The sequence below is a fragment of the uncultured Oxalicibacterium sp. genome (assembly GCF_913776015.1).
GTDB lineage: Bacteria > Pseudomonadota > Gammaproteobacteria > Burkholderiales > Burkholderiaceae_D > Oxalicibacterium.
Genome location: NZ_CAJYMD010000051.1, coordinates 1 through 23,377 on the forward strand (window position 1 = coordinate 1; position 23,377 = coordinate 23,377).

At 54.0% G+C, this 23,377-nt stretch carries 18 protein-coding genes; 2 read left to right on the forward strand and 16 right to left on the reverse strand.

Features of this window, described 5'->3' with window-relative positions:
• On the forward strand, positions 1 to 609 hold a 609-nt coding region (locus QZ725_RS08280), incomplete at its 5' end, for a helix-turn-helix domain-containing protein (protein WP_293778382.1).
• A gap of 65 nt (positions 610 to 674) precedes the next feature.
• Here QZ725_RS08280 and nikR read toward each other — a convergent pair.
• From nikR to QZ725_RS08335, 11 genes are all read right to left on the reverse strand, one after another.
• Entirely contained in the window at positions 675 to 1,160 is a 486-nt protein-coding gene (gene nikR, locus QZ725_RS08285; RefSeq protein ID WP_293778384.1) for a nickel-responsive transcriptional regulator NikR, read from the reverse strand.
• Positions 1,161 to 1,172: 12 nt separating this feature from the next.
• Positions 1,173 to 2,549, reverse strand: a complete 1,377-nt coding sequence (gene glnT / locus QZ725_RS08290; RefSeq protein WP_293778386.1) for a type III glutamate--ammonia ligase — start codon at positions 2,547 to 2,549, stop codon at positions 1,173 to 1,175.
• 30 nt (positions 2,550 to 2,579) lie between these two features.
• On the reverse strand, positions 2,580 to 3,356 hold the full coding sequence (locus QZ725_RS08295; RefSeq protein WP_293778388.1) for a creatininase family protein: 777 nt from the start codon (positions 3,354 to 3,356) through the stop codon (positions 2,580 to 2,582).
• Positions 3,353 to 4,273 (reverse strand): ABC transporter ATP-binding protein, encoded by a 921-nt coding sequence (locus QZ725_RS08300; protein ID WP_293778390.1) that lies wholly within the window; start codon positions 4,271 to 4,273, stop codon positions 3,353 to 3,355. The genes QZ725_RS08295 and QZ725_RS08300 overlap by 4 nt, the downstream gene beginning before the upstream one ends.
• Before the next feature lie 21 nt (positions 4,274 to 4,294).
• Positions 4,295 to 5,260, reverse strand: coding sequence for an ABC transporter permease (locus QZ725_RS08305; protein WP_293778392.1), 966 nt, complete (start codon positions 5,258 to 5,260; stop codon positions 4,295 to 4,297).
• A gap of 33 nt (positions 5,261 to 5,293) precedes the next feature.
• The gene (locus QZ725_RS08310) at positions 5,294 to 6,259 is read right to left on the reverse strand and encodes an ABC transporter substrate-binding protein (RefSeq protein WP_293778667.1); all 966 of its coding nucleotides are present in this window, start codon (positions 6,257 to 6,259) and stop codon (positions 5,294 to 5,296) included.
• A gap of 531 nt (positions 6,260 to 6,790) precedes the next feature.
• A complete protein-coding gene (locus QZ725_RS08315) occupies positions 6,791 to 7,912 on the reverse strand; it encodes a collagen-like triple helix repeat-containing protein (RefSeq protein WP_293778394.1) in 1,122 nt (373 codons plus the stop codon).
• A 222-nt stretch (positions 7,913 to 8,134) separates the two neighbouring features.
• Complete coding sequence (locus QZ725_RS08320) at positions 8,135 to 9,538, reverse strand: molybdopterin-dependent oxidoreductase (protein ID WP_293778396.1); 1,404 nt, start codon at positions 9,536 to 9,538, stop codon at positions 8,135 to 8,137.
• 76 nt (positions 9,539 to 9,614) lie between these two features.
• Positions 9,615 to 11,636 carry a sensor histidine kinase gene (locus QZ725_RS08325; RefSeq protein ID WP_293778398.1) on the reverse strand — a complete coding sequence of 674 codons (2,022 nt, stop codon included), beginning with the start codon at positions 11,634 to 11,636 and terminating at the stop codon, positions 9,615 to 9,617.
• A gap of 15 nt (positions 11,637 to 11,651) precedes the next feature.
• A complete protein-coding gene (locus QZ725_RS08330; protein WP_293778400.1) occupies positions 11,652 to 12,311 on the reverse strand; it encodes a response regulator transcription factor in 660 nt (219 codons plus the stop codon).
• A gap of 99 nt (positions 12,312 to 12,410) precedes the next feature.
• Positions 12,411 to 14,375, reverse strand: coding sequence for a TonB-dependent receptor (locus tag QZ725_RS08335; protein ID WP_293778402.1), 1,965 nt, complete (start codon positions 14,373 to 14,375; stop codon positions 12,411 to 12,413).
• A gap of 328 nt (positions 14,376 to 14,703) precedes the next feature.
• On the opposite strand from QZ725_RS08335, the gene QZ725_RS08340 reads away from it, so the two are divergent.
• Positions 14,704 to 15,246: a DUF2846 domain-containing protein gene (locus tag QZ725_RS08340; protein WP_293778404.1), complete on the forward strand. Its 543-nt coding sequence runs from the start codon at positions 14,704 to 14,706 to the stop codon at positions 15,244 to 15,246.
• 69 nt (positions 15,247 to 15,315) lie between these two features.
• Here QZ725_RS08340 and QZ725_RS08345 read toward each other — a convergent pair whose 3' ends face one another.
• From QZ725_RS08345 to QZ725_RS08365, 5 genes are read right to left on the reverse strand one after another with little or no spacing between them, the layout of a single operon-like run.
• Positions 15,316 to 16,254, reverse strand: coding sequence for a DUF5655 domain-containing protein (locus QZ725_RS08345; RefSeq protein ID WP_293778406.1), 939 nt, complete (start codon positions 16,252 to 16,254; stop codon positions 15,316 to 15,318).
• 30 nt (positions 16,255 to 16,284) lie between these two features.
• Entirely contained in the window at positions 16,285 to 17,898 is a 1,614-nt protein-coding gene (locus QZ725_RS08350) for a type I restriction-modification system subunit M (protein ID WP_293778408.1), read from the reverse strand.
• 46 nt (positions 17,899 to 17,944) lie between these two features.
• Complete coding sequence (locus QZ725_RS08355) at positions 17,945 to 19,090, reverse strand: AAA family ATPase (protein WP_293778410.1); 1,146 nt, start codon at positions 19,088 to 19,090, stop codon at positions 17,945 to 17,947.
• Positions 19,083 to 20,312 (reverse strand): restriction endonuclease subunit S, encoded by a 1,230-nt coding sequence (locus tag QZ725_RS08360; protein ID WP_293778412.1) that lies wholly within the window; start codon positions 20,310 to 20,312, stop codon positions 19,083 to 19,085. The genes QZ725_RS08355 and QZ725_RS08360 overlap by 8 nt, the downstream gene beginning before the upstream one ends.
• A 3-nt stretch (positions 20,313 to 20,315) precedes the next feature.
• On the reverse strand, positions 20,316 to 23,351 hold the full coding sequence (locus tag QZ725_RS08365) for a type I restriction endonuclease subunit R (RefSeq protein ID WP_293778414.1): 3,036 nt from the start codon (positions 23,349 to 23,351) through the stop codon (positions 20,316 to 20,318).
• Positions 23,352 to 23,377: the final 26 nt, after the last annotated feature.

Sequence of the window (23,377 nt, forward strand, 5' to 3'; positions counted from 1 at the left end):
CGTGCTACGACGCATTGGTATTTCGGCCGCACTTTGCAAGAGAGGCATCCCGCCATTCACGTCGACGAAGACAAGATCTTCGTCAAAGACGGTGAGATGTGGTCCTCGGCTGGCGTCTCGGCTTGCATCGATCTTGCGCTCGCATTGGTGGAAACCGATCTCGGCACGGAAATCGCGAAGACGATCGCGCGCCTGATGGTCGTCTATCACCGTCGCACCGGCGGACAATCACAGTTTTCAGCGCTCAGTGAGCTCGCGCCGAGTTCGGATCGCATCAAGGACGCACTGAACTATGCAAAAGAAAATCTGCACAAGGATTTGAGCGTGGAAGACTTGGCCGAACATGTGCATTGGAGCCCGCGCCATTTCAGCCGCGTGTTTCAGATGCAGACCGGCATGGCGCCGGCCAAGGCGATCGAGAAGCTACGCATCGAAGCCGCGCAGGAACTCATCGAACAAGGCCATTCGTCAATCGGACGTATTGCTGCCATGGCCGGTTTCGGTGATGAAGAACGCATGCGCCGCGCCTTTCTGCGGACCTTGGGCCAAGCGCCGAAGGCATTCGTGCATCAGGTGAAATCACGTCACGACAACGTGTACTTGAATTGATCCGGAAACACGGCCGGCCACCAAGGGCCGACGCATCGATGCCATGAAATCAATGGTAGGAAACGTCAATCCTCATCCGGTTCGGCATGCAGCTGTGGAATCGCTGCCGCCATTAGTTGCAGCTTACCTGTGACGACGCCGCGCAAGGTCAGCATGGTGTTCGCCAGTTCCTGCAAATAGTTAGCCGGCCCCTGCAGCAAAATGACTTCCATCATCTTGTCGTGACTCAAATGCACGTGCAGCGAACTGATGACTTCGTGGATATGCTGATATTGAATATCCGCCAGATTCTTCTGTAGCCCGCGTGTCGTGCGGTCGTAGAGCAAGGTCAGCGTGCCCACCATGACTTCATTCCCAAGCTTGCGCTTGTGTTCGACGAGCTGGTAATTGACCATGTCGCCAATCGCTTGCGAACGACTGCCATAGCCACTGCTTTCGACCATGTGATCGAGTTCTTCCAGCAGCGCCGGGGGCAGAGAAACGCTGATCCGACTGACCAGCGCATTCTCTTTTTCGTCGATGGGGGCAGTGCCGACTTTTCTCTTCTTCATGCGTAATGGCGCTTAGAACATATAGCTGTAGCGATCGATCTCCCACTTGCTGACAGACAGGTGGTAGCCTTCCCATTCTTCGGTCTTGTAACGAATGAACTCGTCGCGCAGGCCCTTGCCCAGCACTTTTTCAACCAGGGGATCGGCAGCGAAGGCTGCCACGGCATCTTGCAGCGTGTGCGGCAGAAATTCGATGCCGCGCGCCTGACGTTCTTCATCGCTGATGGCGTACAGATTATCCTCATTCGGCTTGCCCGGATCAAGATTCTCGCGAATGCCTTCGAGACCGGCCGCCAGCACCAAGGTTGCGGCCAGATACGGATTGACTGCACCATCCGCATTGCGCGACTCGCAACGTCCGCCACCTGCGGGCACACGCACCGAGTTGGTCCGATTGTTGGAGCCCCACGAGTTAAATACTGGTGCCCACGAGAAGGTGCTCATCGCACCGCGACGTACTAGGCGCTTGTAGCTGTTGACCGTCGGCGCGAACACGGCACACAGCGCGCGACCATGCCGCAGCACGCCGGCGATGAAGTTGTAACCCAGCGGCGTCAGGCCAATCCCGTTCGGATCATCCTTTGGATCACAGGCAAACAGGTTCTTGCCATTTTCCAGGTCATACAACGACATGTTGAAGTGCGCGCCGTTGCCGGTCTTGTCGGCGAACGGTTTCGGCATCATGGTCGCAAGGAGCCCTTGTTCCCGTGCGAAGTGCTTCGCCATGAAACGGAAGAAGGTGAGGCGATCGCAGGTGGTCAATGCATCGGCGTACTGGAAATCGAATTCGAATTGACCATTCGCATCTTCATGATCGAAGGAATAGAGATCCCAGCCAAGATCGTTGATCGCCGAAGCCACCTTGTCGAGCCACTCGAAACTGTTGGTAAAGCCGCGCACGTCGTAGCAGGGCTTGATCAGCTTGTCTTCCGCATCGGGCACCGAGAGCTTGCCTTGCTCGTCCTGCTTGAGCAGATACACCTCGCACTCGATACCGAGGTTCATGCCGTAGCCCATCTTTGCCGCTTCATCGAGTTGCAGCTGAAGTGCGACGCGCGTGTTGAGCGGATAGGGCTTGCCTTTGAAATGGTTGTCCGACGGGATCCACGCAATCTTCGGTTCCCACGGCAGTTGGATCATGCGGCTGAAATCCGGCATGGAGGTCAACTCATCTTCGTTCGGTGCCTGTCCGAGTCCGTCGAGTGCATAGCCGGTATAGCGTTCCGAGCCCTTGGCCATGTTGCTGATATGGGCGATCGGGACGACCTTGGCTTTGGGGATGCCATGAATGTCGACATACGCGCCGATACAGTATTTGACACCGCGGTCTTCCAGTTCCGACTGCAGCGCGCCGATATCGAGTTTGCTGATATCCAGGGGGGTGATCATGATGGTCCTCTTTTACTAGGTGATGCCGAATCAGGCAGGATGGAAATAGGAGAATTCGAGTGGCGGACTTTCTCGCGTGCCGGTTTGCACCAGTGCCGTGAGGTCTTCTGCCAGCCAGTCAAAAATTTGCTGGCCCTTCTGGGCCGTGGCCACACTGGGTTGTCCGGTGACGCCATTGAGGCTAGTGCGATTGACCGGATGCGCGAACACGCAACCGCAGGTGCGATCGGGGTCGTCGGCTTCGGCCAGCTTGTCGGGGCGCACGCCTTCGGGTGCGATGGCGAGCATCAGCGAGGTTTCTGCATCGTTGGCATGCCAGTCGGCGGCATCGGCACTGTGCGCATCGCGCACGCGTGCCGATAGCGTTGCGGTATTGAGCACTGCCACCATTAGATCGTCATGCTCGGCGCGTAACATCTCCAGCGCGCAGCGCAGCGGTGCTGCATTGGTGACATGCGCATTGACGATGAAAAGACGTCGTACACCGCTGTGATAGGCCCAGTCACCAATCTGCTTGATCAGTTCGATCAGTAATACCGGGGTCAGTGCGATCGTTCCGGGCCAGCGATGGCTATGCCCCAGCGAGCAGCCGTACGGGAAAGTCGGCAGCATGGGCACACCGGTACGCGCCGACACTTCGGCACACAGCTTTTCAGCGATGATGAAGTCCACGCCATTGCCCAGATGCGGCCCATGCTGCTCGGTCGCCCCGACCGGTAGGATCGCGGCCTGGCCACAGGCACTGAGCTTGGCTGGCAATTCCTGCCAAGTGAGGTCTTGCCAGAGGGTGCTGGTTGAGGAGTTCATTCCACACTGTCCTTCACATCTGTCATGCGAAACATGTTTTGCCTGATCAATTCGCTATTGCCATGCGTGGTCTCGTCACCCTCGTCAATCGGCGGATGAATCAGATCGTCGAGACGCTTTTTGGTCGCGATGAATTCAGGACTGGTGAATTGCTCAGAGGAGCGTGGGCGCGGTACCGGCACTTCGATGATTTCCGCGACTTCGCCCGGATGCGGCTTGAGTACCAGAATGCGATCTGCCAGATAGATGGCCTCATCCAGATCGTGCGTAATGAACAGAATGGTGATGTCGATGTTGCGCCAGATGTCGAGCAGGTGGCTCTGCATCTTGCAGCGCGTCTGCGCGTCGAGGGCACCGAATGGCTCATCCATCAGCAGGATGCGCGGCTGGTTCACTAGCGCACGAGCGATCGCGACACGCTGACGCATGCCGCCAGACAATTGATGCGGATAGCTATCGGCAAATTTCGTGAGGCCGACCAGATCGAGCCATTGACGTGCATCGCGCTCGGCGGCATCGAAGCCATGCCCGCTCATGCTGGGCCCAAACATCACGTTCTTCTTGACCGTCAGCCACGGGAAGAGCGAGTAACCCTGAAATACCATGCCGCGATCACGGCCCGGACCATCGACCGGTTTGCCGTCGAGCAGCACGTCGCCAGAGGTCTGCTTTTCCAATCCTGCCAGCGTGCGGATCAGTGTTGACTTGCCGCAGCCAGATGCACCGATCACACAGACGAACTCGCGTCGATGCACCTGAAAGTTGATGTTGCGAAGTGCTTCCGTCTCGCCCTGCGGCGACACGTAACGCTTGTGCAGATTCTTGACTTCTAGAATTACCTCGCGCTGCTTGATACGCGCAAAGCGCTCTCGTACTGCATCCGACTGATCCAGATAACTGTGGTCAAAGGGTTTCATCGCATCGCTCCTCGATCTTTCTCACGCACGCTTCTGGTTTTGATCCCAGGCGAAGAATTTGCGGCCGAGCTTTTCCAGCAGCAGATCGCTACCGAAACCGATCACGCCGATGATGATGATGGCGGCATAGACGTTTTCGAAATGCTGGTACCGCGCCTGCTGCGTAATGAAGAACGTGATGCCGGAACTGGTACCGATCAGCTCGGCAACAATCAGATAGGTCCACGCCCAGCCAAGCAGGATGCGCAAGTCGCGATAGAGGTCGGGCAGGATGCCAGGCAGCATGACTTTGGTAATCAGTTGCACACCTTTCGTCCCCAGCGTACGTGCCGCTTCGATGATGGTCTTGTCGAGCTTGCGCGTGGTATTGGCAACAATCAGCACTTGCTGGAAGAACGTCCCGATGAAGATGATCGCAATCTTGGGGCCGTCATAGATACCCAATACGGCCACCGCCAGTGCGCCGAATGCCGGTGCAGGCAGGTAACGAAAGAACTCGATGAATGGCTCGCTCAAGCGACCGAACAAGGTATAGGTACCGGCCAGGATGCCCAACGGCACACCGACCAGAGAGGAGAGGAAAAATCCCCAGAAAATGATCTTGATGCTGTGCCACAGACTTTCATGCAACCACGGCGCACCGCGTTGCGCGGGAGGAGTCGTGAAGCCTGTATAGAGCGCCTTGGCAACTTCATGCGGTGCTGGCAGATAAATCGGATTGGCCGGCGTGCCAACGGGCAAGGCGAGATGGCCGCTTTGCATGGCCTCGACTTGTGTCGCAAATTCTTCCCGATCGACCAGCATGCCTGGCGCAAAGTAATCGACACCACCGGCCTCTTCGACCAGCACCTTGGGGTGCCAGACGAAGGGCAGATAGCTGACGGCGCACCAGAGCAGGATCGGCAGCACGAACGACGCAATCGTCAGTACCTTGCGACCATGCGGTTGCTGCAGCAGATGAACGGATTGTTTGAAAAACGTGCGCATGCGTGTTCCTGTCCGGTTCCTCGAGATGACGGCTTACTTGCCCAGCGTGATGGCAGGATCGAGGTAGGAATCGATGTTCTCGGGCTTTGCATACACCTTGTTTGCCACGTTGAACGCGTCAACGATCTTGGTGGAGCCGTAGATGGACTTGAACCCGTCGCCCTTGACGTAGATCTTGCGACTTTCTTCCAGCGTCAGGAAGTTGGAACCGTTCACCATCTTCTGGTATTCGGCAGCAGAAACACCGCAACGCGCTGCCATGATCTTCACGGCATCGGCACTGGTTTTCGGATCCTTGATGTAGGCGACGATCTTGTCCCAGACTTTGGTGACCTTGATCCAGTCGGCCTTGCGCGCCTTGGCGCTGGCGGGATTGACAGCCAGTACGTCATAAATCAGACCCGGCTCATCTGCGGAGGTATAGATCGGCTTGGAACCCGGCACTGCCTTCATGGCTTCCCCGGCCACCGGCTGCCACACGCCGATGGCGGCAATGTCAGGCGCGGCGAAGACTTGCGGCAACTCGTTGGTCTTGGCATTGACCAGCGTCACGTCGCTTTCCTTGAGGCCGGCTTTTTTCAAGGCATTGAGTAGCAGCAGATGATCGACGAGACCGACTTCAACCGCGACCTTCTTGCCCTTGAGATCCTTGATCGACCTGATGCCCGGTTTGGCCAGGATCATGTCGTTGCCGTTTGAGTAATCGTTGATCAGCACCATCACGCTTTTTGCGCCGCCCGAACCGGTTACCAGCGCATCGCCGTTGGTCATGCTGACGGCATCAATTTTTCCTGCGGTGAAGGCATCCATGGACGCCGAGTAATCGAACCACTCCAGTTTCACATCCACGCCGGCTTCCTGGAACCAGCCTTTTTCCTGCGCGATATGCCAGGCCGCCCATGCGGGATAATCGCTATAGCCGATCTTGAGTGATTGCGCTGCGTGCGCACTGACTGCGGTCACCGCCAGCATGGCTGGCAGGAGAATCTTTTGCAGCATCCGCTGCAAGGATGAACCAATGGTATCGAGCTTCACGGCATACTCCTTCTAAGGTTGAAAGTATTACGATTGTCTTTTTTCGTAATACTTTCAACCATTTAGCAGATTGCATGCCATGCGCCACTAATAATGTAAGCTCATGATTTTATTGGAATTAATTTAATTAACGCTTCTCTAACGCGTCCGTATTCGGTGCGCAGCATGATATTTCGCACCACGTTTGTTCAAATGACTGGTCCGTCTTCGTGCGCCCATCCACGTTGCACCGATTCGGATTCGATCTCGAATCAGCGAGAGAGCAAACATCGCCTGTCGAACAAGCGCCTATGTGAGGCGTACTCGATCTGCTTTATTGATGGCAAAGATCAATGCACGTTTAAGCAGGCCTTTGCTTCTCAGCAAAATGGGGAGATACCACATGCTCACGCGTTACCCCTCCACTCATCAACTCACAAGCGAAACGGCAAAACAAAAAAGCCTCAGAGCGAGGCTTTTTTTCAGATGCATTAAGAGATGATCAGTGTCGTATCTTCATCGACTCACCAATCCTGTCACTCCAGAAGTCAAATTCCGAATGGGCGTAAGCACGCTCGGTATAGTCGTGCCGTTTGCGGCATCGTTATTCACATTCACGCCTACAAGAACGTCAACAGTCGCTCCCACTGACGCACCCACTCCGCCAATACCATTCATGCCACCGCCGGCCAAACCACCCACGGTATTGGTCAAGCCGGAAATCAGATTCGATCCGCCCGTGCCCTGACGGTCATGCAGAATGACACCTGCCGAGGAGACAGTCTGTCCCGCAGAACTGACAACTGTTCCCAATCCAGTACCGAGTTCTGAACCACCAGTTAACGATTGGCCTACGCTATCGAGGCCACCACCGACACGACCGAGCATGCCATCAACCGGCTCGTCCAGCCCCGTCGCATTGCCCACCTGTTGCGTCAGGGTGGTTGCTCGAGCGGTCAACGGCGTAATGACGTTACTGCCAGTCTGGGTGACTTGCTCCACCGGCCCGGACGACAACGCATTCGTCAGCGTAGGAGACGCATTACTCACACCGACTCCCACCTGATTCACAAGCCCGCCAACCGGCTGCGTGACAGGTGCCAATGGGGATAACGGGCCACCGCCCGTGTTGGCAACGAGCGTCCCGGTATCCTGCGTGGTTTGGCCGACGCGCTCGACGACATTGCCGGTATTGGCGACCGTTACGCCAAGCGGATTCTGTACGTTGCCAATTTGGCCCAATCCATCCGAGACGCCCTGACCTAGTGTCTGCACAACACCATCCGTATCATCGACAACGCGAGCGAGGTCAGACTGCGTTTGGGCAGGCACGATACCCACATTGGCGTTCTCCACTGTCGCACCCAGTGCGGAAATCGCGCCACCTGTGGCGGTCACGAGATTACCGGCATTGCCCGCAACTTGCCCCATGGGCGAAACGGGGCTACTGACGTTATCGATGGCTGAGTTACCGCCACCAGAGCCATCGGCACCGCCGCCACTATTTCCGCCAACAGATCCATTCGAGCCACCTAAACTTGCACTCGTCGAACCGCTACCACTTGCACAGCCAGTTAGCGCCGCCACCAACACAAGCGTAGATAGCGGGATGAAACCAAAAGGGGAAGTCGTCTTCATCATGATCTCCTGTTATCGATATGGAAGAGCGGCGGGATGCGTGCGGCTATGCGCCCACCGTCTCAATATAGTTTTCTGATCGACAGGATGAAAAGACAGACGATGGTGCAAATTGACGTAGGAAAAACTATTCTTTCCTGCGTGCAAAACATGAGGGAGGGTAGAGAGAGGAATCAAACACCCTGCACTGAACAGCCACGGTCAGTGCAGGATGAACACGTCTTAAACGACGCGCACCATGAATTTTGGAATCGCAAAATAGTTGTAGCCACCTTTGTTGAATGGCACATTGACGGGCTGCGCATTGCCTAGTCGATCTGTGGTGCGGGTTTCAATCACGTAATCGCCGGGAGCCGGTGAAAACGGCAAAGCAAAGCGCACCCATGTATAGCGATTGACTTGTGGATCGATGATGCGCGCTTGCTGCCAAGCACCGCCATTTACGCGCACGTCGACGCGACGCACACCCGCGTTCGGTGCCCAGGCGTAGCCGCGCAGGATTTGCGGCCCGGCCTTGAGAATCGGACGCTCGCCGCGATCAAGCGGATAGTTGGATGGCATATCAGGCTGACGATTCAGCATCAGCGGCAAGGCCAATGTAGAGCGACCTTCCTGCCACGTCACGGGAATGCCGAGAATCTGATCTGGACGGACAAAGCGGAATTCATCGTTCGGCGACGGCTTCGGCGGCGGATATGCCGGCCCCATCATCGTGTGATCGTAGGTGTTGAGGCGCACCCAGAAATCGTGCGACGCAATCTTGATTTCAGTCAGCCACTTGGTCGATGCACCGCCGCACCAACCGGGGACCAGTGCACGCACCGGCGCCCCATGATCCGGTGGCAAGGGCATGCCATTCATCTTGAACGCGAGGCCAATTTCATCCGGCCGCTCCAGCACATCCTGAATCGACATCGGCCGCCCCGTATCCGACTCTGTATTCGGCGCCTTACCATCCACGCCCGACCAGAACAGCACCGCCTTCGCATTCTTCTTGAGCCCGACCAGATCGAGGATGTAACTCATCGGTACGTATTCCCACTCGGCCTGCCCGACACCACCCAAGCCCCAACCATTACCCGTCACACGCTCCGGCTCATTCAGAAAGCCCTCCTGCTCCCAGAACAGCGAACGTCCGTTGCCCGTACACTGCATCACACTGATGATCGAGCGCGATGGCATCTTGAGCAGATCGTCATAGGTGATCGTCATCTCACGCTCAACGCCATCGCCATGAATCTTCAATTGCCAGTAACGTGGATCGACACGCTTATCAAGTTCAGGGCGCGGCGTCGGAAAGGCATTGCGAATGTAAAACTGCGACACCGGCGTGATATAGGTATCAAAATTCCACCAAGCGCCACCTTGGTTCGTCTTGTTCAAGTCCGTCAGCAAACCAACATCCTTGACGAACGAAGGATGAAACCGACTTGCTCCACGCCCAGCCTCGCCAATCGTCAAACGTGCGGCCGGCAAAGACTGCGCAGCGTTTTGCGCCAAGGCAGGAAAGCTTGAAGTTGCGCCTACCGCCAGCGCCGTCATGAAGAAACGACGGCGACCGGTATTTAATTGCAGTTCTTTTTGTGCAGACTGGATCAGATGCGCGAACTCATCGGGACGGGACATGCAGCCTCCTTCGGAATGAATGAAGCGATGACCTTATCATTTCTCGCCTGCGGGACCTAGACGGCGTTACGACAAATCAACCGTCGATGTTTTGCACGCGCGGCAAAGTCAACCGAAACACATTGCCGCCCGAAGGTGGGCAGAGCAACTGCAAGGTACCGCCATGCTGTTCTGCAAACCGTCTGGCCAAGGCCAACCCGAGTCCTGTGCCAACACGGCTGGCGCTGGCACGACCACGATAGTAGCGCTCAAAGATCAGCACGCGCTCGTCTTCGGCAATGGCTAGGCCATCGTCGTGCACGTCAATCGTCCATCCGTCGATATCGGCTTGCGCAGAGAGTAGGACAGTGCTTCCCGGAGGGCTGTACTTGACTGCGTTATCGACAAGTGTGCGCAAGGTCAGACGCAAGCCATAGGGATCAGCCCACAAGTGCAGATCCGGCGCAACCTGCATCTGCAGGGTATGGTGATCGCTGAGTGTGAACGCTGCTTCGATCGTATCGGCAAACAATGGTGCGACCGCCACTTCCTGCGGGACCATCGGCTGCGACAGCTGGGCGAACCGTTCATCGCTGAGATAGTCGTTGAATAAGGACGACAGACGCTTGGTCGCCTGGCGAATCTTCTGTACGCGAAGTTGATGCTTGTCGCTGGCAACCGCCGCATCGCGTTGCAGATTCTGCGCCGACGCGTCAATCACTGCGAGCGGGGTGCGTAATTCATGCGACACGGTCGCAATGAAATGACGCTGTTCCTGCTGCACGGCGTGCGCGTGATTGAGCGCGCTCTCTGCGCTCTGCTTGGCTTCTTTCAATGCACGCGTACGTTCATCGACAAGCTTTTCCAGTTCGCGTTCGGAACGATGCGACAAACGCAGCATTTCACGCTGCGCGGTCTCCTGTGCCAGGCGCATCGTGTAATAGCGGCGACTGATGGCGTAGAAAACGATCAGGAAGAACGTCATCGAACTGATGTACATGATGTTGTTCGTGAGCCAGTTCGGTGCCAGCACATGGTAGGACGACGCAGCCGAATACAGATACGACATCACCAGCAAGAAACCGCCGCCCACAAAGGTGAGGCGTATTTCGTTTTCACTACGCATGGCTGGGCCCGATAGAAACAGCACGCCCAATGGCAGAATCACAAAGATGACCGTGAGATTGAAGAAGTAGAGTGCGTACCGATGATAACCGGCCAGCGAGGCACACATCGTCACGGCACAGAGCGCCCAGATGCCAAGCAGGCCATGTCGTGTCAGTCGCGGGCGCGTACGATGCAAACCCACAAAGACGACAAAGAACTGCACGGCAGCACCAATCATCATCACGAAGGACAACGCATAGAACTGCACGATCACCCGTCCGCTTTCAGGCATGACATATTGCTGCCACAAACCCGTCGAGATAAGCGTAATGAAGATGCAGGCCGTGACATAGAGCGCGAAACAGAGATATACCTTGTCACGCATGACGCGCTCGAACCACAGACTCGCCAGCACGAGCAACGCATACATGCCAATGTAGAGACCAAAACCCAGTTGCTCTGTCCCACTCGCCGCCAGAAAAGCCATTGGCTCCCAGACCGTTAGTCTGGCCGTGCGCCACATGCCACTGTCCACGCGCAGGTAATACTGCCGCGTTTCCCCTGCGGGTAGATCAAGCTGGAAGATCGCGTGCCGATACGTAATGCCGCGCTGACTGAACGGCAACAACGATCCTGCTGCATGCTGCGTCACGTTGCCGTCAGGCTGCAAACTGTATAACGTGACGTGCTCCAGAATCGCCGGTTCGACCTCCAGCCAATAGGCGTGTGGATCCGTGCGCGTGCCACGCAGGCTGAAGCGTATCCAGACCGCCGCATCCACCGCGTCGCGCTGCACCTGATCAGCAACCGGCGCAAACGTCGCGTCAGCGGCGCGAATGTCAGCCAACGTCATCGCATGACTACGATCCACCAATTGTGCGAGCTGGCCCCGCAGATCAAGCTTGGGTTGATCGACGATGGTCACGGCATGGGCGAAGCCATGAACCATCGCAGTCAAATACAGCAGCAAGAGCAAGGCAATCGATTTGCATAGCGTGGGAAAGCGCATCATCGTGAGTGTGTGCGGTCAGACCACATCGATCTCGGACGTGAAGGTGAAGCCCTTGCCATGATCAGTACGGATCGGCAATTCGGCTCCCGTCGCCTTCAACCAGCGGCGTCGCAGCCGACTCACCAGTTGGTCGAGCCGACGGTCATCAAACTCCAGCCAGGCAACACCGAATGCGGCAGCAATCGCACGACGCGTCACCACTTCTCCAGCGTGTTGCGCCAGGATTTGCAGCAAGTTCGTTTCCATGTCGTTGAGCACTTCGCAATGCTGGTTCGGCGCTGTCAGATGGCGCTCGACCAGATGCAGCCGCCACTTCGATGCGACACGCCGCTGCAACGATTGCAGATGCGCGAGCAGTTCATCGAAACTCACGGGCTTGACGAGGTAAGCATCGGAACTGTCGCGCAGACTCGCAAGCTTGATATGCACGGCACTCTGCGCAGTGAGCATGATGATGCCGCACTGTGGGCGTTGCTCGCGCAAGTCCGCTGCGATGGCAAGCCCGTCACCATCGGGCAAACCGACATCAATCACAGCGATATCGAACGCGAACAATAGAGATTGAAACTCCTCCGTGGTTGATGCCTCAAGCACGCGATAGCCTTCGCCTTGAAGGAAATCGGCGATCTCTTCACGCAAATCCAGTTCATCTTCCAGCAGGAGTACGGTTGTCATGTTTCTTCTAGCGAATGGGGCATATGGCCGAAAATTTCCAAGAAGAAATTGTCGAAGAAAGCCTGTCGCTAATTCTGACCAATCCTGACAGCGCCCCTATTACCAGCGCTTCTCTACACCCGCAAACACGGCACGCACTTGCCCTGGACGGAATACAGCGGTCGACGTTGATGCGGCACTGGCATTGACCAGAATATCGGCAGTTGAGGCATAGTGCTTGTCGCCCAGATTGCGCGCGTCCACAAAGAAACGATAACCAGTTTTGGTGAGATAGCCTGCCTGCAGATGCAAGACGCCGTAGCCCGGCGCCTTGAGTGTGTTGGCTTGGTCAGCGTACCAGTTGGAGCCCAACTCCATCCTCGGACCAATATAGAAACCATCTACATGACGATAGGTGAAACCGGCCTGCAATACGTGATCGGGAATACCGGGCAACTTATTGTCCCCGTAAGTAGTATGGCCATCGAAGCGGAAGTGATTCCACGTATAGGCCAGATTCCAATCTAGGCTTCCTTGCAGGGATGGCAAAGCCTGATTCCCGTGCAGGCCAAGCTCCAGTCCACTGTGCTCGGTATCGGAAGACGAATTGATGTTAATCGGCGGCAGTACCGGCGAAATTGCGTTGGCAACGACAAGCAGCTCCCTGCTGACGCGACTGCGATAGAGCGCCACATCCCATCCCATCTTTTGATCGCCGCCGCGCATGCCGACTTCAAAAGTCGTCGCACGTTGCGCATCAAGCGTGGTGGGTTGTGCCGGTGGTAGCTTGGTAAAGAACGTCAGGCTGGCTGGTGTTTCGTGGCTACGGCTGAGGTTGGCATAAAGCTGTGTGCGTCGCGCTTCGTCCAGATCCCAGATCAAGCCGAGCTTGGGATCGAATGACTCATAGGTTCGTGATGCTGATCCGTTTGGATATTGCGTCAACAATGCCGGTGTCTGATTCTCCGTACGTCGTTGATCACGACGCCATTGCGCTCCCGTGACCAATGCCCAGCGGTCGGCAAATTGATAAGTGTTCTCGGCGAAAAGCGCAACCGTTGAACGTCGATCTTTCACTGCTCCTGTCGTGCCTGGCATGGTGAATGGCGGAGGTGCCGGCAAGAGACGGTTATCGCCGTTACCGCGCGCACCGTTCACGCCCCAGACGAAGCGGTTACCCGCAGCACCGAAGTTGGGGATTTCGTGCCGCAAAGAGAAACCATAATCGACCGCATCGTATAACGCGCGCGCGGCGGGCGTCGGTGAATCGAATTTCGTTCCGGTGTGGAATATACCCGCCGACAATCGTTGATCGCCCAGATCCAGTTCATGCTGATAGGCGACATGCCAGCGCGGCGAGGTATGAATTGAGGCATTTGCCCGTCGATTATTGGCGTTCGCCGCACTCGGATCACGCTGAAGTTGATCCAGCGTGATCGTGCCCGGCAATCCACCCGTGTACCGCTCTTCCGTCAGATGAAAACGACCGCGCGAGGTCGCACTGAATTGATAACCGAGATTGGCGTACAAGCGCGACGAACGCTCCGCCGCGTTCTGACGAAAGGTGTCGTTCTCATAATGCGTGAGCGACACATATGCATCCAAACCCTGCTCCCAAACCTTGCCACCTTTAAGCTGTGCACGCCTGAAGCCATCCGAACCAAGCTCAAAACGCGCCGTCGGGGTACCATCATTGCGAGCCGTTGGCGAAATGAGATTGATCGCACCACCCAAGGCAGAGATACCATACGCCAGCGAAGCCGCACCGCGATAGACCTCAATACGCTGCGCCGTCATGGTGTCTGCAGCAATCGCTTCGTTCATGTCGTCCAGTCGTCCAAGCGGCAGACCATCCCGCAACAAGCGTATCCCGCGAATACTGGTACTAGAAATGCCCGATCCACGCATACTGATACGCGCAGCCTCTTGGCCCGAAGGACGCTGTACATACACGCCAGGCATCCCACTCAGCGCATCTGCTAACCCAATCGATGCACGCTCGCGGTATTCGTCGCCTTCACGCAAAGACACATGACCAGGAATATGCCGCAGTGCCTCCTTCGCACGTAGGGTTTCTTCGGACATAGCTTGCACATCAATCGGCGAAAGCGTTTGAGAGACAGGATCGCTTTCATAGGCGAAAGCGGAGCAGGGTAAAACGAGCAGAGCGAGAGAGGGAATGAAAGAGCGCATTGCGAAAAGATGAACGTACATGAAAAAACCCCCGCTTAACGGAGGCTTTGGGGATATCGGATGCCATGGTTAATGCAAGTAACAGCATGGATTTATAACGGCCTTTGCATTTTCTATGCAAGCACTATGTCTGCGCTGTACCAAAGTAGACGCAAAAGCAGCGGAATATTCAACGCTGAACAACAGCGTCTGGGCAAATTTGTATCAAAAAATCATATTCATGAGATTGCCATTGAAATATGTCGCTCTTATGATTTGCCCTCCAAAACCAAGGGAGAATAAAAACATGTTTAAAAAGCTACTGCTTATCGCGATGACATCGCTGCTCTTCACGGGCTGCGCATCCGTCCAGATGGAAAGCAAGGAAGCATCGCAAAAAGCAAAAGAGTTCAATAAACCGTCTGAAGGCAATGCAGGCCTCTATATCTATCGCGATAGCTTCGTCGGCAAAGCATTAAAAAAAGATGTGTGGGTGGACGACAAATGCATCGGCGAAACCGCGCCTGACGTTTTCTTCCGCACGGAAGTGGCCGGCAATAAGGAACACAAAATTTCGACGGAATCCGAATTCTCGCCGAATAACCTTTCACTATTTACCGAGGCTGGCCGTAATTACTTTATTCGCCAGTACATCAAGCTCGGTGTGTTTGTTGGTGGGGCTGGTTTAGAGTTGATGGATGAAAGCGAAGGCAAGGCAGCGGTAGCGAAACTGGAGATGGCGATGCCTGGCACTTGCAGCGATATGCCCGCTGCAAAAAAATAACTTAATTAGAAAGGGCTGAATGCAACGGCCCTTTTTTATTTGTTATTGGTTAACCGAAAATTATTATTTTCATTCGGATACACGCCCCTCATAGGCTTTTTGAATAAGAGGCTTAATGAGTTCAAAGTCACTAGCATTGGAAAGCGAAAGTTCTAGATCACCGGTTCCCCAATGCCCACTCCCACGAACATTTCTTCCGTTGCTTGGTAGCGTGCCAATTAAATCAGGATTTAAATGGAGATAAAGCAAAAGTCTGTTTTTTTGTAAGACAATTGTCGCAAAATTTTTGATGCGTTTAAAAGCTGCATATAATTTCAGCTCTTTATGTTGTACATCATCACCTAGCGACTGTATGTACTCTTCAACAGAAGTAAGTAACTGGCGCAAATTAGGCGCGAGGTCATCAACCCACTCTGTGTAGGTTTTATCTCCTTGTTTAGCGCGGCCTAAGAGAGTCGCATCGCTCTCTATTTTTTGCCCTTTTGTATAGATGATTGGTGTCGTACTAAACGCATTTGCCTGCTCTAGCAGCAACAACTCATCACCAAATAATCTGTAACGAATTAATTCAATGTTTCGTCTAATTTGTTGAACAGCATGAGCATCATATTTCGTGAAATCCGCTGCGATACAAATCAATCGAGGTGCAGTCCAATCGATATTCTCTGCCACTTCTATGCCTAGTTTACGCATAACTATCCGCTCAAACTCTGCTTGATGGTCCATCAGCCAATCTAGATAAAACAATCCTTGATTGATAACGTTCTCGCCTACAGAGCGTTTGTACTCAAGGATTACCGGGCAATCGTTCTCATCTAGTCCGAGCGAATCTATGCGACCGCTATGCGTTTTACCTGTTGCGTACTCAGTTGCCAAAAACCGAATGCCAAGCAATGGCTCTAAATTGTTTTCGATCAAAGTCTGTAAAGGCTTTTCCAAATCCGATGCATCACCTTGCAGCTCCGTTGCTGTGCCGCCATTCAATTTAAAGAGTTTTATGTCGCTCATATGTACGTTGGTGTGTGTTAAGCGAAATCGTTAAGGCAATAAGGGCAATCCCAATTCCTTCAGAAAAGCATTGTGCTTATCCTTGGCCTTTTTAATATCGCCCTCGATTTTCGTCAATTCACCATGTATCGCCGATAGATCAATTTCCTTTTCCGCAACCGAGGTACTGACATAACGCGAGATATTCAGATTGAAATCGTTTTTCTCGATCTCTGCCATGCTCACCCGGCGCGAATAGCGTGCTTCTTCCTTACGGAACTGATATGTATCAACGATGCGCGCGATGTGATCATCGCTGAGCTGGTTTTGGCGCTTACCTTTGTCGAAGTGCTCAGCAGCATTGATAAAAAGCACGTCATCCGGCTTCTTGCACTTTTTCAGCACAAGAATGCAAACGGGGATGCCGGTCGAATAGAAGAGGTTCGCAGGTAGCCCGATCACCGTGTCTATATGGCTGTCCTTGAGCAACTTGGTACGGATACGTTCCTCTGCTCCACCACGGAACAGCACACCATGCGGCAGGATAATGGCCATCACGCCATCGTCCTTCAGGTAGTGCAGCCCATGCAGCAGGAAAGCGAAGTCCGCAGCGCTCTTGGGTGCTACGCCATGGTTCTTGAAACGCATGTCTTCGCTAATGCTATCGCTCGGGTCCCAGCGGTAGCTGAAGGGTGGATTCGCTACCACCGCATCAAACTGCGGCTTCTTGGCCGGGTTGGTTTCGCGAAGGAAATCCCAAGCGTTGGTGAGCGTATCGCCGTGGTAAATCTCAAACTCGGTGTCTTTTACCCCGTGCAACAGCATGTTCATGCGCGCCAAGTTGTAGGTGGTGATGTTGTATTCCTGCCCGTAGATCTTCCCAATATTACCGCCCGCATCTTTCATGCGGTGGCGAATGTTAAGCAGCAACGAACCCGAACCGCACGCGAAGTCAAATACGCTTTCCAGCTTTTTGCGTGCACCTTCCTTCGGCTCCTGGCTGTCGAGCGTCACGATTGCGGAAAGGATGTCGGAGACTCTTTGAGGGGTGTAGAACTCGCCCGCCTTCTTGCCCGACCCCGCCGCAAACTGACCGATCAAGTATTCATAGGCATTGCCTAGTGTGTCTGTATTAGTTGAAAATAACGACATGCCGCGCGCCAGTTCTGAGATGATCGAGCACAGTTTGTCATTTCGCTCCGAGTGCTTGCGGCCCAGTTTTTCGGACGTGAGATTGATCTCCGAAAACAGACCGTGGAAGTTGCTCTGGAAGGATTCTTCTTCGATGTACCTGAAACCCTTCTGTAGCGTGCCGAGCAGTTTGTCACTTTGTGTCTTAGCCAAATAAACGACGCTACCCCATAGAAAATGCGGTTCGATCACGTAGTGCACCTTGCGGCGCATCTGTTTTTCGAATTCGACGATATCGTTCGGATTCGCGTCATACCACAATGCCAGAGGTGGCCTCGTTTCTCCATCCTCCGACTTCGGGTAATCCGCGCCCAGCTCTTTCTTCGCCGCCTGCTCGTAGTTGTCCGAGAGATAGCGTAGAAAGAGGAAGGACAACATGTAATCGCGGAAATCGTCCGCACCCATGGCGCCGCGTAATTGGTCGGCTATGGCCCACAGCGTTTTTCCTAGTTGCTTCTGATCTTGTTCGGTCATAGTTTTGGCCGTTTCCTATGCATGCTTTGTAGTGCCTTGAGTTCGCTCATCGTGTTCCACCAAAGAGTGCCGGGCTGAAAGGATGAGTACTGATGAATTGTCTTAGCGCTCTAATAAGATGCTCCTTGTTCTCCGGCAGCATTTCCCTGGGTTCATATAGCGAATAGTCGCCGTGACTCATGAGGTCAATCACTCGCTTGTATCCGGTCTGGTTGGGGTCGTCGGCTTCCGGTGCAGGCCTGATGCAGTCATCCCACTTGGCATAGCCGAAAAAGCAAGCTGTCTGCTCCATTACCCGGCGCAGCATGTTGAAGTGATGCGTATACAAAGCACCTGAATGCACTGCTTGATGCAACTCAACCAGCGACGACAAGTGATGTAGAAATGGAGTGCTATCAGTTTCCTGAACCGTAAATCCACGCCCGCGCCGCTCTCGTGTTAAAAAATATTTTCTCGACTTACTAAATTCATTGCACAGCACGTTGAAGAACAGCACATGGTGGGTCGATACAACTACGCGCAGATCTCGCGGTGGATCCTTCAGCATTTGCGCCAGATGATGTGCAACCATGACGATGTTGCCGTCATCCAGTGACGACATTGGATCGTCAATGTAAATGTAGCGTACCCACTTGTATGCCTCAGCTTGGTCTAACACTAGTTGGACGATAGCCAAGAAGAAGCACCAAATGAAGATGCTTTCCTCTCCTCGGGATGCCTTGATCGGAATGGGTTCACCATTTTTGTCTCGTTCGCGGAAAAACAATATTGCAGGCGGCAGCTTAGTCTCGATACTGTCGGAGCGATCCTGCTTGCGGCGGTCGTAGTCGATGTAAAAACTAAAATCGGCGTAACGTTGCAGGAACTTTTCAATCTTTACCTCCATTTCAAGATCACGAAGACCATTGAAAAACTTCGAGTCGGTATTAAGCTCAAGCACTCGCTCCTGATCTTTTTCGAGATCATTGTCCCAAGTGAATAGATCCTCTGTATATGCGTTGAAGTACAACGTATCACGTTTCGTAACTTCCCCATTCTTGTCTACAACCTTGCCAATGTCTTTAAATGCTGAGGAAAGGCGCGTCTTACCTGTACCGTTATAGGCATATAGCAAAATCGTTTTCTTCGCCTTAAGCTCATCGCGAAAGTGCTCCGCCAACCAAGTCAAATTAAAGTAGCTCAGATTAGTCATGAGTCTTCTCCCCCAGCAATGGGAAGAGTTTTTGCATAAGGCCCTTCTTGTGACTTTTTAAAATATCAAGTTGCTTAGATTCATGCGCGATTCGATCGTCCAAAGAGGAAAGAAAACTTGCTATTTTTTCTTGCTCATCTTTCTCGGGAATAGGGGCAACTAAATTTAATACATCTCCACGAGCAAGTCCGGGAATTAGATTTCCAGCCGCAAGATCTTCAAAGCGATGACTCTTTGTTAGAAGTAGCTGAAAGATGAAACGATTTGAGCAATCATGGTGAGCACGAACGGCCATCAATTGACGCCCAATAGCCACCGATGGTATTTCGAGATACCAGATCTCACCGACACCGCTACCTTTCACCGTAATCAACGTATCGTTTTCTTTGGCAATGTTGCTTGACGCCTTTGTCCACTTGCTTGCGCCTTCAACATCGTTGCTGAAATCTGATGGGCCGGTGAAGTAAGGTATGTCTCCGTCTATACTGTACTCATCCGGAGATAGGTGCAGGCCTGAGACCAAGTCAATTACCGCTGAAAGTTTTTTATCTGTCCACTCCGGCACATCGCGAAACTCGGGGAAGCGGAGGCGAGGGAAGTTTTCACCTTCTCGTGGGAAGAGCTGCTGCATCAGGCCGCGCTTGTAGGTCTTCAAGCCCTCGACTTTTCGCCCCTGCGCGGCAATCAGTTCGTCCAGCGAGCTCAGACATTCGGCGATTTTTTTTTGCTCCGCCGGGCTAGGTACTGGAACCTGCTGCTCGGAGAATTGCTTGTAGCTAATCATCTTCCCATCGCGCAATCCTTCGATATTGCGCGTCAGTTGCTGGATGAATCTGGCTGATTTGAAGAGATGTCGGAAGTAGCCGTCTGAGCCATCACCCTTTCTGCGAAGTATTACATAGGCTGGACTACAGATTCCTCGATAGTTGGAATACTCAATGCCCCCTTGAAAAGAGCGAAGGCTAATTATGAAGTCGCCTTTCTCAACGACTTTATAGCTCTCAATGCTCTGTTCGGTAACCGAGACGTGGTAATCAATTTGATCTCGCGGAATAGCCCCGTACTCTTGAGTGATTGCGAGTATTGGCAGTGCCTCTGATGGTGATCGGTCATTGATTGCGTCGAAGAGCTGGTCACCATGCGTCAAATGCCAGCCCTCGGCGTCTTTAAACTCCGGGAAACGAAGCTTCGGCACGAGCACTTTCTTACTTTCCTTCGCCATCACTCAATCCTCATACGCCTGGAGGCCGGAGATTTCCCGACCTCCAGCGCGGCGCTTCAGCATGGGCACGAGCTCGCTCATCAAGGCAAGCTCCTTTTGCGTGCGGGCCTTCCAGCCCAGTTCCAGCGGAGCCAGCAGTTCGGTGAGTTGTTCGCCGTCGAAGATACGGCGCTCTAGCACGGCATCGACAAAACCTTGCAGGGCCGCTGCTGCCAGGCCGTGGCGGGCAGCAAGCTCGTTCAGCTCGCGGGCGGCTTTTACAGCCTTGAACTGCAGGTAACCGGTATGGATGGCGCGTTCGTCTAACCCCTCGCCTGCCGTGAGGCCCCGCACGTATTCGGTAATGAGATCGCGTTCGTCGATGAATTTGGCATCGCCCGCGATCAGACTGATCAATTGTTCGCGGCTCATGGCGGCCTTGCCGGGCTTCTTGCTGGAGAAGTCGGCAATGAGCTTCATGATGTAGTCGTAATCAATCGTCGCCGAGGCGAAGAGCACGAACTCGAAATCGAGTTGCGCCAAATCTTCGTTCCGGGTTTCGCCTTCGCGGTCGCCGGTACGCGCGCGTTCATCGCGCAGGCGCTTGGCGGTCTCCAGGTATTGGCCACGGAAGGCGTTGAGTTCATCTTTAGGTAGGATGGTCTCAATTGTTTGTGCCTGCTCGGGGGTGAGGTCGGTGTATTGGTCGAGCTGGGTTTGCAGCTTCTGCACTTCCTTGAACGCCTTGACAAAGCCGACGCGGGCTTCGTCGCCCATGAGTTTGGCGATGTCTTCGGGCTTGCCAGACAACCCGTGCGCCTGCATGAAGCCTTGTAAGGCGAGTTTGGCTTCTTGCAGCTTGTCGATAACGATGGGGGCTTTGTCCACCAGCCAGATTTCGCGTGCGCGCGATTCGTCTCTCTTGCCGGAGAAAAGAGCAATGGCTTCATCTACCGCGCTTTGCTGTCCTCGGAAATCGAGGATGTGGCCGTAGGGCTTGGTGTCGTTGAGCACGCGATTAGTGCGGCTGAAGGCCTGGATGAGGCCGTGGTGCTTGAGATTTTTGTCGACGTAGAGGGTGTTGAGGTACTTGCTGTCGAAGCCGGTAAGCAGCATGTCGACGACGATGGTGATGTCGATCTTGTGGTGTGCTGCGCTTAGGTTGGCTTTGCGCAGATCGGCATCGGGCCATTGCTGGTCTTTGATGCGCTGCTGCACGTCCTGATAGTAGAGGTCGAACTCTTCGATGCGGTGATTGGCGCCGAAGTGGGTGTTGTAGCTGGCGATGATCTCGCCAAGCGCTTCTTTCTTGGCGTCTGGTTCCTGTTGGTTGTCTGCCAATTCGTTGGGCAGGTCTTCCTGCAACTGGCGCACGTCGGCGCTCACATCGCTAGGCGGTGAGAACACGGCGGCGATATTCAGCGGCACAAAGCTGAGATCTGCCTGCAACTTCTCGGCCTGGATGTCTTTGAACAGCTGGTGATACTCAATGGCTTCGTTGATCGAGGCGGTGGCGAAAATGGCGTTGAATTTGCGCCCGCCCGTGGCGGCATCGTGCTTGGCGAGGATGGCTTCGACGATAGCGCGCTTGGCAATCTTTTCACCCTGTTTGGGCGGGTTCTTCCCATCGGGCTTAAAGTAGTCGACGTGAAACTTCAGGACGTTGCGATCTTCAATTGCGTGGGTGATGGTGTATTCGTGCAGGCACTGCTGGAAGAGGTCTTCGGTGGTTTTAAGCGTTTGTTCTTCACCTGTGATTTGCTTGACGGTCGAGTTTTTGTCGAAAATCGGTGTGCCGGTAAAGCCAAAGAGCTGGGCCTTGGGGAAAAACTCTTTGATGGTCTGGTGGTTGTCGCCAAACTGGGAGCGGTGACATTCGTCGAAGATGAAAACAATGCGCTTGTCGCGCATGGCGTCGAGCTGATCGGCGTAGGTAACAAGTCCACGTTTCTCTCGGCTCTTGTTGCGTTTGCTGTTTTCGTTCAGCGCCAGGCCCAGCTTCTGGATGGTGCAGACGATAACTTTGTCCGCCGCGTCGTCAGACAGAAGGCGACGGACCAATTCGCCGGTGTTGGTGTTGCTCTCGACGCAGCCTTCTTGGAAGCGGTTGAATTCTTCGCGCGTTTGGCGATCAAGGTCTTTGCGATCGACCACGAAGAGGCATTTCTCAATATTAGGGTTGACCTTGAGCAGCGTGGAGGCCTTGAAGCTGGTAAGTGTTTTGCCGCTGCCGGTGGTGTGCCAGATGTAGCCGTTGCCGCTGTTCTCTTCAATGCACTTGACGATGTTTTTGACGGCATAGATCTGGTAGGGCCGCATCATCAAGAGCTTTTGCTCGCTGGCGACCAACACCATGTAGCGGCTGATCATCTGACCAAGCGTGCACTTGGCCAGCACTGCATCGGCAAACTCGTCGAGCCCGGTAATTTTAGTGTTATCTGGCGCAGCAAACTGATAGATGGGCAGAAAGCGCTCATCAGCATTGAAGCTGAAGTGCCGCGTGTTGTTGTTAGCAAAGTAGTAGGTGGAATCACGATTGCTAACGATGAAGACCTGCATGAAGCACAACAACGTGCGCGTGAAGCCATTGCCGGGATCGTTCTTGTACTCGACGATTTGCTCGATGGCACGACGCGGGTTGATACCCAGCGTCTTCAACTCGATCTGCACCACAGGCACGCCGTTGATGAGCAACACGACATCGAAACGATGATGGCTGTAGTCGGAATTGATGCGTAGCTGATTGACGACTTCGAAGCTGTTCTTGCACCAGTCTTCAATATTAACGAGGGTGTAGTTCAGCGGCGTGCCGTCTTCACGGATGAAGCTGTTACGGGTGCGTAGGGTTTGTGCAGCAGTGAAGACATCGGGTGTGACAATTTCTTCGAGCAAGCGATTGAACTCTTCGTCGGTGAGTTTGACTCGGTTCAGCTCCTGAAACTTCTCGCGGAAGTTTGTCTCAAGCGTGGCGCGGTCGCATATATCAGGCCGGCACGTATATTTAAGATTACCTAGCTTGGCAATCAAGTCCAATTCGATTTTGGTTTCAGTTGTTGTCATCAACAAGACTACTAGCTAGGTTAGGA

What these genes read in the sequence shown, in the direction of transcription:
- nikR (WP_293778384.1), bottom strand. Translation starts at nt 1,160, where the DNA reads ATGAAGAAGAGAAAAGTCGGCACTGCCCCCATCGACGAAAAAGAGAAT.
- glnT (WP_293778386.1), bottom strand. Translation starts at nt 2,549, where the DNA reads ATGATCACCCCCCTGGATATCAGCAAACTCGATATCGGCGCGCTGCAG.
- QZ725_RS08295 (WP_293778388.1), bottom strand. Translation starts at nt 3,356, where the DNA reads ATGAACTCCTCAACCAGCACCCTCTGGCAAGACCTCACTTGGCAGGAA.
- QZ725_RS08300 (WP_293778390.1), bottom strand. Translation starts at nt 4,273, where the DNA reads ATGAAACCCTTTGACCACAGTTATCTGGATCAGTCGGATGCAGTACGA.
- QZ725_RS08305 (WP_293778392.1), bottom strand. Translation starts at nt 5,260, where the DNA reads ATGCGCACGTTTTTCAAACAATCCGTTCATCTGCTGCAGCAACCGCAT.
- QZ725_RS08310 (WP_293778667.1), bottom strand. Translation starts at nt 6,259, where the DNA reads ATGCTGCAAAAGATTCTCCTGCCAGCCATGCTGGCGGTGACCGCAGTC.
- QZ725_RS08315 (WP_293778394.1), bottom strand. Translation starts at nt 7,912, where the DNA reads ATGAAGACGACTTCCCCTTTTGGTTTCATCCCGCTATCTACGCTTGTG.
- QZ725_RS08320 (WP_293778396.1), bottom strand. Translation starts at nt 9,538, where the DNA reads ATGTCCCGTCCCGATGAGTTCGCGCATCTGATCCAGTCTGCACAAAAA.
- QZ725_RS08325 (WP_293778398.1), bottom strand. Translation starts at nt 11,636, where the DNA reads ATGATGCGCTTTCCCACGCTATGCAAATCGATTGCCTTGCTCTTGCTG.
- QZ725_RS08330 (WP_293778400.1), bottom strand. Translation starts at nt 12,311, where the DNA reads ATGACAACCGTACTCCTGCTGGAAGATGAACTGGATTTGCGTGAAGAG.
- QZ725_RS08335 (WP_293778402.1), bottom strand. Translation starts at nt 14,375, where the DNA reads ATGTCCGAAGAAACCCTACGTGCGAAGGAGGCACTGCGGCATATTCCT.
- QZ725_RS08340 (WP_293778404.1), top strand. Translation starts at nt 14,704, where the DNA reads ATGAGATTGCCATTGAAATATGTCGCTCTTATGATTTGCCCTCCAAAA.
- QZ725_RS08345 (WP_293778406.1), bottom strand. Translation starts at nt 16,254, where the DNA reads ATGAGCGACATAAAACTCTTTAAATTGAATGGCGGCACAGCAACGGAG.
- QZ725_RS08350 (WP_293778408.1), bottom strand. Translation starts at nt 17,898, where the DNA reads ATGACCGAACAAGATCAGAAGCAACTAGGAAAAACGCTGTGGGCCATA.
- QZ725_RS08355 (WP_293778410.1), bottom strand. Translation starts at nt 19,090, where the DNA reads ATGACTAATCTGAGCTACTTTAATTTGACTTGGTTGGCGGAGCACTTT.
- QZ725_RS08360 (WP_293778412.1), bottom strand. Translation starts at nt 20,312, where the DNA reads ATGGCGAAGGAAAGTAAGAAAGTGCTCGTGCCGAAGCTTCGTTTCCCG.
- QZ725_RS08365 (WP_293778414.1), bottom strand. Translation starts at nt 23,351, where the DNA reads ATGACAACAACTGAAACCAAAATCGAATTGGACTTGATTGCCAAGCTA.